General features: G+C 62.0%; 11 protein-coding genes. 4 read left to right on the top strand and 7 right to left on the bottom strand.

Annotation, left to right across the window (positions count from 1 at the left end):
- Positions 1 to 79 precede the first annotated feature (79 nt).
- The 5 genes from NKI97_RS35010 to NKI97_RS34990 form a co-directional block, all read right to left on the bottom strand.
- Positions 80 to 616: an SOS response-associated peptidase family protein gene (locus NKI97_RS35010; protein ID WP_352838561.1), complete on the bottom strand. Its 537-nt coding sequence runs from the start codon at positions 614 to 616 to the stop codon at positions 80 to 82.
- A gap of 84 nt (positions 617 to 700) precedes the next feature.
- On the bottom strand, positions 701 to 958 hold the full coding sequence (locus NKI97_RS35005) for a hypothetical protein (protein WP_031211977.1): 258 nt from the start codon (positions 956 to 958) through the stop codon (positions 701 to 703).
- A gap of 265 nt (positions 959 to 1,223) precedes the next feature.
- Positions 1,224 to 1,751 carry a hypothetical protein gene (locus NKI97_RS35000; protein ID WP_352747142.1) on the bottom strand — a complete coding sequence of 176 codons (528 nt, stop codon included), beginning with the start codon at positions 1,749 to 1,751 and terminating at the stop codon, positions 1,224 to 1,226.
- 505 nt (positions 1,752 to 2,256) lie between these two features.
- On the bottom strand, positions 2,257 to 2,457 hold the full coding sequence (locus tag NKI97_RS34995; protein WP_023719429.1) for a CsbD family protein: 201 nt from the start codon (positions 2,455 to 2,457) through the stop codon (positions 2,257 to 2,259).
- A gap of 191 nt (positions 2,458 to 2,648) precedes the next feature.
- Positions 2,649 to 3,932 (bottom strand): ROK family transcriptional regulator, encoded by a 1,284-nt coding sequence (locus NKI97_RS34990; protein WP_352453632.1) that lies wholly within the window; start codon positions 3,930 to 3,932, stop codon positions 2,649 to 2,651.
- Positions 3,933 to 4,128: 196 nt separating this feature from the next.
- Here NKI97_RS34990 and NKI97_RS34985 point away from each other — a divergent pair, with 196 nt between their 5' ends.
- The 4 genes from NKI97_RS34985 to NKI97_RS34970 all read left to right on the top strand — a co-directional run bounded on the left by NKI97_RS34985 (position 4,129) and on the right by NKI97_RS34970 (position 9,569).
- Positions 4,129 to 6,687, top strand: coding sequence for an ATP-binding cassette domain-containing protein (locus NKI97_RS34985; protein WP_502907145.1), 2,559 nt, complete (start codon positions 4,129 to 4,131; stop codon positions 6,685 to 6,687).
- Positions 6,684 to 7,673 carry an ABC transporter permease gene (locus NKI97_RS34980; RefSeq protein WP_352838559.1) on the top strand — a complete coding sequence of 330 codons (990 nt, stop codon included), beginning with the start codon at positions 6,684 to 6,686 and terminating at the stop codon, positions 7,671 to 7,673. The genes NKI97_RS34985 and NKI97_RS34980 overlap by 4 nt, the downstream gene beginning before the upstream one ends.
- A gap of 46 nt (positions 7,674 to 7,719) precedes the next feature.
- Positions 7,720 to 8,721 (top strand): rhamnose ABC transporter substrate-binding protein, encoded by a 1,002-nt coding sequence (locus tag NKI97_RS34975; RefSeq protein WP_023677420.1) that lies wholly within the window; start codon positions 7,720 to 7,722, stop codon positions 8,719 to 8,721.
- Between the two features lie 86 nt (positions 8,722 to 8,807).
- Positions 8,808 to 9,569 (top strand): glutamine amidotransferase, encoded by a 762-nt coding sequence (locus tag NKI97_RS34970; protein ID WP_352838558.1) that lies wholly within the window; start codon positions 8,808 to 8,810, stop codon positions 9,567 to 9,569.
- 112 nt (positions 9,570 to 9,681) lie between these two features.
- Here the strand turns inward: NKI97_RS34970 and NKI97_RS34965 are convergent, their stop codons facing one another.
- Positions 9,682 to 10,563: a YihY/virulence factor BrkB family protein gene (locus tag NKI97_RS34965; RefSeq protein WP_352838557.1), complete on the bottom strand. Its 882-nt coding sequence runs from the start codon at positions 10,561 to 10,563 to the stop codon at positions 9,682 to 9,684.
- Positions 10,564 to 10,737: 174 nt separating this feature from the next.
- The coding region (locus NKI97_RS34960) for a pilus assembly protein (RefSeq protein WP_352748541.1) at positions 10,738 to 11,033 on the bottom strand (296 nt) is incomplete at its 5' end.

Genomic DNA, 11,033 nt, shown 5'->3' with positions numbered 1-11,033 from the left:
GGCGAGGAGGTCGCGTCGACCTTAATCAAGACGCTTCGGTGCGAGTGGATCCACGGCTTCATCGCCGACTTCTTCAACACTATCGTTCAGCCTCGGACTTCGTCAGATGGATCCACGCCGCCCAGTCCGATGGCCGCAGCACAACCACTTGCCGATTGTGATATGGCGCGACATCCGGCCCCGGATCGGTCGTCAGCATCGTGAACGTCGGCGGCTTGTTGCCGACACCCTCGCGCCACAGCCCGGCAATCGCCATGAACGAATGGCCATTCAGCGTGAACCTGTGCTTGGTTTTTGGATATTTCGTTCCCGTGAATTCGAAGAATGCCGACGCCGGAACGAGACAGCGCTTGCTGTTGCCGAACTGCCGGCCCTCCGAGCGAAAGTTGAATACAGGTCCGCCTTTTGGCCCGGCCGGGGGAAAGCCGAACGTCATCGACGCCAGTTCGATTGCGTCGCCGGCAGCCCGCATTACAGGCGCGGGGTCGTTGATGTGGATGTCATCCGCCTGCGGCAGATCCAATTCGGTTTGATGGCTGGGGATTTTGAGCGCCAGCGATTCCATCGTCCGGCAGTATTCGGCCCAGGCGATGTGCTGCTCGTAGTCATTGCACATGGAAAGGCTCCGTACGCTCGACCGAGATCAGTTCAACATAGCGTTTATCGGTTGGCGCCGATTGCTGGCGGATTTGATATAAGCCTATTTGGGCCGGCGTGCGGCAGCGATGGCCTGCAACAGATTGATGCTGTTCACGTCGGGTTCGCTGGATGCGGCAACGGCAAGTGCGGCGGCCTCGGCTATTTTGGCGACGTCGTCGCTGCTGATCGTTCCGCGCTTTTCCAGCAGATTTACGAGTTCGACAACGAGAAGAAAGGCGTTCACACCATATCGTTCGGCTCTGAGCTCGAACTCGCCTCGAGCCAATTTCTCCGCGTCTCCTTCAGCCCGTTTGTCCACGTTGGCGTCCTCTCCTATGGCTACAAGCTATTAACGCTTAGCACGAATGGTTTAATCCTTCGAACTGGCCACAACCTTCGCCAATTGCCGGGCATAGTGTCGCCGGTGGCAAGGGCATGGGTTCAGCCAAGGATGAGACCAACCAACAGAACGGTAAGAATAAAGGACAACACGACGGCAAGTAGCCCGCATGCTTCCAAAGTGTTGGTTTGCCAAGCTTTCGTCGGGCGCCTCCGGTTTGAATTCCCGTTTCGCGAAACAAACTTCATCGGGCACCAGATCGGACGCGGAGCCGGCTTGAATTTGGCAAAGCGCTCCTCTTCATCGGCCCGGAAGGCATCTCCGCGAAACTCCGGAGCACCGTATGCGCGGCGCCTGCCTGCCTTTCATCGACGCGGGCCATCACCAGTACGACACCTTCTGCGATCTTCGGCTTGCGCGGCTTCTGGGCGAAATTGGCGAAAGTTCCGAGAAGCACGCCGGCAAAGCCGCCCCAAGCCGCACCGACCAGGGCCATGCCGGTCATCCCCGCAGGATCAACGCCTTGAGCTCCAAAAGCGCTGAAGCCGGCCAACAGACCAGCCGTCGCGCCAAGTGCGGCACCAGCGACGGCACCCCGCCAGAGAGCGCTCATCTCATCGTCGTAATATCCAGCAACGCTGATCGGTTCATCATTGTCGTTGTAAGATCCGACCACGCTGATCTGGCGGCGGCGAATCCCGGCAGCCTGAAGTCTGGCCACGGCACGTGCTGCCTGGGCATGGGAATTGAACAGCCTGCTGATCGTTTGCATTTACGCCCAGGCCCAACGCCCGTTCGGAGCGTCGGGCCTCTCCTCCCTGGCTTGAACTCTTCCGCCCGGACGCATCTTCGTCGCGCCAAAGCTCACCACAACGTGAGCCAGCCGTCTACGTTCCTCAGCCGGGGCTTCGGTCCAACCCCAGAGCGTCTTGCTTGGGACCTAAGTCTGACCAGCTTGGGCGTGCTGAGGCCATGCCGAGCGGGGACGGTCGCCGGCTCGAAGAGAGGGTTCAGATGCTATCGCAGACCCAAAAAGCTCAAAATGACTATTACGATCACGATCGCGCCGACCAGCCAGATAATGTTGTTCATGATTACGCTCCTTCGCCTACGGGCTGGGCACGCCGAGGCGAAGCCCGCCACGCAAGTAGAACATCAGATATGGCTAAAGCATCCTCGCGGGCCTCGCTGTCGAAAGAGCCCACCGCACCAGTCGGCACGGGCGACGCAGAGTTTCACCCCGGTGGTGGGCAGCAAACGGCATTGCATCCAAAGGCTCAGCTGATGCTTCTGGACCAGTTATCAACCTGGCGCTCCGCCTCTTCCTTGGCAATGCCATATCGCTCCTGGATGCGTCCCAAGAGCTGGTCTCGGTTGCCCTCGATACGATCAAGATCGTCGTCGGTGAGGTCACCCCACTGCTCCTTCGCCTTGCCCTTGAACTGCGTCCATTTTCCCTTGATTTGATCCCAGTTCATATGTTCCTCCTTGCTTCCTGGGCCCGCACTGAAGCGGAGCGCGGACCGATCAGCATTCGATGTCGGTAATGAATGAAGATTAGCAGCCGCTAAAGGTTCCGGTGCCGGCGCAAAAAGCCCGCCGTGCCCGTGCCTGACTGTGAGCTGATGTTGATGATGTCCGGAGCTTGATGCTCTTTCGCGGCACTATCTTATGCCGTTGAAGGCGCTGACCTTCTTGCTGGTTGGCCTTGGCTGGCAAGCCTCGAAAGGCTACCCGGCAGCATTGTTCTGTCCTTGCCGATCATCAGCACGCCGCTGTCGGGCGCCAACAGTGCCGAGAACGGCAGCATCGCCGCGCCGATCGGCGAAGCCTCGGGGCCGAATTGTCCCGACACGATTTCCGGCGCCACGATGCCGATGGCGCTGATCCTGTTGAACTGGGTCTGCACCTTTGCCAGCAGCTCGAGATGAATCGGCCGCGGCAGGATGCTGTCGAGGACGATCGCCTCGATGTCGATGACGGAAGTGATGGCGATGATCGCCTCGACCAGCGCATTGGCGCAATCGTCGATCCATTCGGACAGCGGTTCGCGCGCCCCTGGCGGCAAGGGGTCGAGTTCGCGCACGCGGTTGATCTCGATGCCGCGCGATTTGAGATGATTGACCAGCACATAGATCGAAGCGCGATGCAGCAGGCTCTGGTAGCGCGCCGGCTTGGCCGCCACCGAATCGAGGCTTGAAGGCGAGACCGGCAAAGGACCGAGCGCGGCGCTGTTGCCGTGCGGCCCGGTATGGACCTTGCCGCCTTGCACCAGTCCACCGCCGACAAAGGTGTCGATCGAGATATGCATGAAGTCGCGGAACCGCGCGCCGGTCCCCTGGATGAGTTCGGCGAGTGCGGCCGATGATGCGTCGTTTTCCACGAAGACCGGGGTCTTCGGCTTTGTGGCGAAGAACGTCGTCAGATCGATTGCTTCCCAGCGGCTGCCGAGATCGTCGGGAAAGCCGAGCTCTTCGCTCCAGCCGCCGAGGAAATATGGCGAGGCGATGCCGACGCCGACGATGCTGGCATCGCCAAGCCCCTCGACCAGCTTGTCGAAATTGGCCAGCGACATGTTGCCGGCCTTGAGCACCATGTCGGGATCCGGAAAGCGATATTCGTGCGACTCGCGCGAGCGGACCTCGCCGGCAAAGTCGACGAGCACGGCTTCCAGCGCGCGCCGGCCGATCTTGATGCCGACGCTGTAGATACGCTCAGGTGCAAGTCGGTAGAGAGTGGATGGCGATCCGCGTTGCCCGAACCTTTTCCCCACTTGCTTTACGAATCCGGACGACTCCAGCCCGTCGACAATGGTGGCGACCGCGGCCGGCGTCAGATTTGCGGCGCGCGCCAGATCGGACTTGGATGCCTCCTTCAGGCGGCGAATGGCGTCAAGCACGAAGCGCTCGTTATAATGCCGAACCTTGACCGAATTGCTGCCTTTTCCGGACAAAACCGGCGCCTCCCCATTCATTCCCGCAGAGCCACTCCAGCCGCTTGCAGCTTTGAGGCTGCCGCGGGGTCGAGCACTCCAATCGCACCCGTGCGCGACGCGACAGTGCCCTTCGCGGCCATGGAAGTCAATTTTCCAGTTGCGGCATTCGGCCATTTAATATAGCAAATTGAAAAAACAGGACCAGGGAGGAAAGGTGCTGCACTTGGGCGCATTAGGCGAAGCCGACGCCATGGTGAAGAGCGACGCGGCTGTCCCGGTTGCCCTGGTTCAGGCGACAAAAGCCTTCGGCGGCACGATTGCCCTCAAGGACGCGTCCTTCGAATTGCGCTCAGGCGAGGTGCTGGCTCTGCTTGGCGAAAACGGCGCCGGCAAGAGCACCTGCGTAAAGCTGCTGGCCGGCGTGTATCTCCCGACCGGCGGCCATGTCGAAGTCGATGGCAAGCCTGTGGTCTTCTATTCGCCGCACGACGCCCAGGCTGCCGGCATCTCGGTCATGCACCAGCACCCCGGTCTTTTCCCTGATCTTTCGGTGGCGGAGAACATCTATCTCGGCCATATGCCGCGCGACCGCTTCGGCGGCATCGACAACGCCGCCATGCTTGCCGGCGCGCGCAGGGTGCTGGCGACAGTCGGCCTCGACGTGCTGGCCGAAACCCGGCTCGGAACGTTGCGCACCTCCGAACAGCAACTGGTCGAGATCGCCCGCGCCCTGTCGCTCGACGCGCGGGTGCTGATCATGGACGAGCCGACGGCCGCCCTCTCGCAGCGCGAGGTCGAGCGGCTGTTCACTGTCGTCGCCGACCTGCGGCTGCACGGTGTGGCGATGATGTTCGTCGGCCACCGCATGGACGAGATCTTCCGCATCGCCGACCGCATCGCGGTGCTGCGCGACGGGCGCCTCATTGGCGTCAAGCCGAGGGCCGAGCTTGGCCGCGCCGCCGCCATCGGCATGATGGTCGGCCGCGAGGTCACCGACCTCTATCCGCAACGAAGCCACGCCACCGGCGCACTGGTGCTGGAGGCGAGGGGGCTTTCGCACGCCGGTGGCTTTTCCAATATCGACCTCAAGCTCCATGCCGGCGAGGTGCTCGGGCTCGGCGGCCTGGTCGGCAGCGGGCGGACCGAGATCGCGCGCGTGCTGTTCGGAATCGACCAGCCCGATGCCGGCGAAATCCTGATCGACGGCGAAGCTGTGCGCTTCGCGTCGGCACGCGACGCCATGGATGCGCGTATCGCCTATGTCTCTGAAGACCGCATGGGCCAGAGTCTGGTGATGGATTTTTCCATCCTCGACAACGCGGTGCTGCCAGTCCTCGACAAGGCAGCCCGCTCCGGCTTCTACGGCACGAACCGCGCGATCAATCTGGTTTCGGACTGGCTGAAGCGCATGAAGCTTCGCTTTTCCGGCTACGCGCAGCCGGTAAAGGAACTGTCCGGCGGCAACCAGCAGAAGGTGGTGTTGGCCAAATGGCTGCGCACCGAACCGCGCGTCCTCATCCTCGACGAGCCGACGCAAGGCATCGATATCGGCACCAAGGCGGAAGTGCATGCGATGATCGCCGACCTTGCCGCCCAGGGCATGGCAATCATCTTGATCTCCTCCGAAATGCCCGAGCTCATCGGCATGTGCGACCGCATCATCGTCCTGCGCGAAGGCCATCGGACGGCCGAATTTGCCAGGGGCGAAGCCACTCAGGAAAAGGTGCTGGAAGCAGCGACCAAGGCCGGCGAAAGCGCCGATGCGGCGGCACAGGCCGCCGGCGAGGAGAAGAGAAAAGGACCGCTCGACATACTGAAGCGGCGGGAGTTCGGTCTGCTCGCCGCGATGCTGGCGGTCGCCATCCCGGTCACCATCATCAACCCGCGCATGGTGAGCGCTGCAAACCTGACCGCCGTGTCGATGGATGCCGCCCTGCTCGTCGTTGCAGCACTCGCGCAGATGCTGGTGCTGATCACCCGCAACATCGACCTTTCGATCGCTGCGGTGATCGGCCTGTCGGCTTACATGGCGGCCAGCATGGTCCAGGCCTATCCAGGGCTCGACATCGGCATTGGCCTGATAACCGCATGCGCCGTCGGTGGCGTCGCCGGCCTGATCAACGGCCTCGTCGTCACCAGGGGAAAGATCCCGGCGATCGTCGTCACGCTGGCCTCGATGTCGATCTTCCGTGGCTTCAACTCGATCTGGGCAGCCGGTGATCAGATCAGCGCCGACGAAGTCACGCAAGCCTGGCTCGACATGACCGGCCTGAAGATCGCCGGCGTGCCGCTGATCGTCGTCATCGCGATCGTTATCCTGTGCCTGGGCTACGTGCTGCTCTATCGCACGGCGATCGGGCGCGAACTGTTCGCCGCCGGCTCCAATCCCGACGGCGCGCGTCTTATCGGCATCCCCGTCGACCGCCGCATTCTGCTGGCCTTTGGCATGGCCGGCCTGCTCGGCGGCCTGTGTGGCGCGCTGTGGGCATCGCGCTATGCGACCATCGATGCACGCGTCGCGCTCGGTTTCGAACTCACCGTGATCGCGTCGGCGGTGGTCGGCGGCGTCGCCATCCGCGGTGGTTCGGGCACGCTGCTCGGCATCATCCTCGGCGCGCTCACGCTGCTCGTCATCAAAAACGGGCTGACGCTGGTGCGCGTCGACCCGCTGTGGCTGCAGGGCGTCTACGGCCTCGTGATCCTGGTCGCCATCGGCATCGACACCTTCATCGTGCGGCGGGCCGAGCAGGCAAGACAGGCGAGGGCGCGGTGAAAAAGTTCCTCCGTTCGATCGACTTCTGGGATCTGCTGCTGGCGACCTCTTGCGTGGCCATCTTCCTCTACGCGGCGATCTTCGTGCCGAATTTCGTTTCCGGCTTCAATCTCTCGCAACTGGCCGCCAGCGCCTCGGAAAAGGCATTGCTGATCCTGCCGATGGCGCTGCTCATCATCACCCGCGAGATCGACCTGTCGATCGCCTCGGTGCTGGCGCTGACGTCCGTCGTCTTTGGCTTGCTGGTCCAGGCCGGTGTGCCGACACTTGCCGCAATCCCGCTGACGCTCGTCATCGGCGGCCTGCTCGGCGCCTTCAACGGCTATCTGGTCTCGGGCCTTGGACTGCAGTCGTTGGTTGTGACGCTCGGCACCATGGCGCTCTATCGAGGCATTGGCTACATCCTGCTCGGCACCGGCTCGGTCAACATCCTGCCGCCCGCGGTCGTCGATTTCGGCATCAACAACCTGCCTGGCACCGAGATACCGTGGACCATCGTGCCCTTCCTGGTGCTGGCGCCGGTGTTTGCGGTCGTGCTGCAGAAGACGCCGACCGGCAAGCGCATCTACGCGCTCGGCGGCAGCCCCGAAGTGGCGCGCTATTCCGGCATAAACACGCGCCGGATGGTGCTGAACCTGTTCGTCGTCTCGGGCGTCGTCGCGGCGATAGCCGGCATCGTCTACACCGCGCGCCTTTCCAACGCCCGCGCCAACAATGCGCTCGGCATGGAGCTCGACGTCATCACCATCGTGCTGCTCGGCGGCGTCAGCGTCTTTGGCGGCAAGGGCCGCCTGACCGGCGTCATGCTGGCACTGGTCCTGATCGCCATCATCCGCAACGTGCTGGCGCTGAACCAGATCGGTGGCGACGCGCAGGGCATGATCATCGGCCTGCTTCTAATCGGCTCGCTGCTGATCGGCAATTACTGGCGCTCCACACAGGAGATGCTCAGCAGATCCCGCGCAATGCGCGAGACAAAGGGGTGATCTCGGGCCCCTTCCTTCAAGCCCGAATTTTGACGGAGGAGTCACAATGAAAGCGTTTAGATTAGCCCTGCTCGCATCCGCGGTTCTGCTTGCGCCAAGCTCGCTGGCCTTCAGCCAGGAGTGCGCCAAGGAACCCGTAACGGTCGGTTTCCTGCCCAAGCTCGACACGGATCCCTACTTCAAAGTGGCCTTCGGAGGCGCGCAAGAGGCAGCCAAGGAAATTGGCGGCACCGCTACCCAGGTCGCCCCATCGCAGGCGACCGCCGAGGCGCAGATCGAATTCATCAACAGCCTCGTGTCGCAGAAGGTCGGAGTCATCGCAATTGCCGGCAACGACGCCAATGCCGTCGCGCCTGCGCTGAAGCGCGCCGTTCAGCAGGGCGTCAGGGTGATTTCGTATGACTCCGATGTGGCCGCCGATGCGCGTGCGGTGTTCGTCAATCAGGTGAAGGGCGACAGTCTCGCCGAGATGATGCTCGAAAGTGCATTCGCCCTCAGCGGCGGTGAAGGCGAATTCGCGATCCTGTCGTCGACGCCGACGGCGACCAACCAGAATGCCTGGATCGACTTCATGAAGGCGAAGATGGCGGCCGAGCCGAAGTTCTCCAAAATGAAGTTGGTGCAGGTGGCCTATGGCGAAGAAAGCGAACAGATCAACCAGCAGCAGGCATTGGCGCTGGTCCAGGCGTTTCCCGATCTCAAGGTGATCATCGTCCCGGCAGGCATCGGCCTTCCGGCGGCCGCGCGTGCACTCGAGGAAGCGGGCATGATCGGCAAGGTCAAGCTGACCGGCCTCGCGCCGGCCACTCTGATCTCGAAATACATCAAGGACGAAGCGGCTCAGGATATCTGGTGGAACGTCACCGATCTTGGCTATCTTACTTATCAGACGGCCCAGGCGTTTGCGCAATGCAAGATCACCGGCAAGGAGGGTGAGAAGTTCACGGCAGGCAGGCTCGGCGAATACACGATTGGCGCCGGCGGCGAACTGATCCTTGGTCCGGCCAAGATCGTGACTCCCGAAAATCTGGCCGAGTTCAAATTCTGATCCTACAGAGCTTGAGTTCTAGGGGGCGCCGGTCCATCCGGCGCCCTTCCTAAAAACCTCTCGAATGAAAACAGTGCGGGGCGGCAATGAAGATATTGCTTGCAGGCGAAACCTTTGCAGCGACGACCTCGGTTGCCATCGGCAGCGACGTGCTTACAAGTGCGGCCTCGACAAATGGTGCGACGGCCTTCAATGCCGCGCTGGCCACTGAAGGCATCGCGGTCACGCAGATCGGCGGCGAGCGTTGCAGCGCGGCGTTTCCCTATGACCTCGATGGGCTCGCCCAATATCAGGCGGTGGTGATCTCCGACGTCGGCGCCCTGACATTGCTGGTGACGCCGGATGCCCGCGCCGGGCGTGTCGGCGTCAACCGCCTCGATGTGCTCAAGGCCTATGTCGAAGGTGGCGGCGGGCTGATGCTGGCCGGCGGTTACATGGGCTTTCAGGGCATGTTCGGGACGGCGCGTTTCCACGACACCCCGGTCGAGGACGTTCTGCCGGTCCGTTGCCTACCCTACTGCGACGGCATGGAGGTGCCGCAAGGCCTGCAGGCCGCCATCCTGCAGTCGTCACATCCGATTTTTTCCGGGGTGGAGGGGCCTTTGCCGCCGATCCTCGGCATGAACAAGCTGGAATTCAGGCGCGACGGTTCGTCCCGGCTTCTGGCGACTTGCCACCATCGCGGCACCGACTGGCCGCTCCTTGCCGTCGGTAGCCATGGCCGCGGCCGCACGATTGCTTGGGCAACCGATATCGGCCCGCATTGGCTCTCGCAGGATTTCCTCGCATGGCCGTTCTACGGAAGACTGATGGCGAATATCGTCCGTTGGCTTGCCGGCAATGAATGAGGGAGCCGGATACCGGGTTTGACCCAGTGCGGTTGTCCTGGCGCGGCCGATGCCGCGCGAGGCGCCGGGGACCAGCACCACCTTGCCGGCCAGGTCGAATTTCGGCGTGAACTCATTTGCCATGCAATTCCACCTTGTTCTTCAAATCGGACCGGCTGCCGTGTCGAACCGAATAGGCTCGCGTGAATTCGGCGCCCAGCAGAAATATCTCGGCCGAATAATAGACCCATAACAGCACGACGAGCAGGGCGCCGGCCGCGCCGTATGACGATGAGATGGCGCTGGTTCCGATATACCAGCCAATCAGCGACTTGCCGATGGTGAACAGAAACCCGGTGACCACGGCGCCAATGCCGACATCGCGCCATTGCAGGCTGCGGTCCGGCAGCACCTTGTAGATTGCGGCAAACAGCAGCGTGATCAGGGCAAACGAGACGATCCCGTTGATCGCGCTCAGGATGATGGTGCCGAACGGCAGGTAGGCGTTGATGACTTCTCCGAGCGCCGAAATTGCAGCGCTTACGACCAGCGACACCAGGAGCAGAAAACCGAGGGCGGCGACCAGGCCCAGGCTTGCAATGCGTGCCCGAACCATTCGTGAAATCGTTGCCCCGCTCGGTTTGACTTTCCAGATTTCGTTCAACCCCAGCTGCATCTCGCCGAACACGCCGGATGCGGCGACGAACAGCGTGACCAGCCCCAGAATGCTGGCGAGGGTTCCGGCTTCCTTCTGCGAGGCGTTTTCGATCGTAGCTCGCAGCAGCTCGGCACTTTGCGGCCCCATCAGGCCAGCGATCTGTGCCGAAAGGGCGAGTTGCGCCGCCTCGTGCCCGAAGGCCATGCCGGCAATAGCCACAACGATGAGCAGGATCGGCGCAAGCGAGGTCGTGGCATAAAACGCTATCGCCGCCCCATGGCTCAGCGCATTGTCGTCGATGAAGCCGATGACGCTCTGCTTGAGGAGCCTCCAGCCCTCTGCTGCCAAATTCCACATGTAGGCCTCGCATGCCTGTCAACAAACAAGTAGCGGCGGCGCAGCGCTAGGCGAGGGGTGGGGGCTCGGCCGGAACAAAGCCGGCAACGGCACGCTGTACAAGGCGATCGCCTATAAAGGCGGCGTGCAGCGAACATCCTGCGAAAGGTGCCGCTCGACTGGCCGGGGACGTGCTCACGATGCAATCAGGGGAACTGTGACAGTTGTCTGATAATGTATCGGATATCGGTTGAAATACGGGAACTCGATCACGAACGCATATTGGGCGGTCAGATGTGCCATGCGAAAGCCGCCGCTGGCGACGTCGATTGCTATTGTTACGTCGACGTCTTTCAATCCCAAATCCAGTAATTTTTCCGTGGCAATGGCTTGGATCTGGGCCTGAGTCAGCGAGTTCTTCATTTGCAGCGCACGTGACGACGTTTCCAGCGTGTACCGAACACTCGACATAGCATTCAGAGCCCAGCCGA

Source organism: Mesorhizobium sp. M0296 (genome assembly GCF_040321675.1).
Taxonomy (GTDB): Bacteria; Pseudomonadota; Alphaproteobacteria; order Rhizobiales; family Rhizobiaceae; genus Mesorhizobium.
This window is presented reverse-complemented; position numbering and strand designations above follow the sequence as displayed.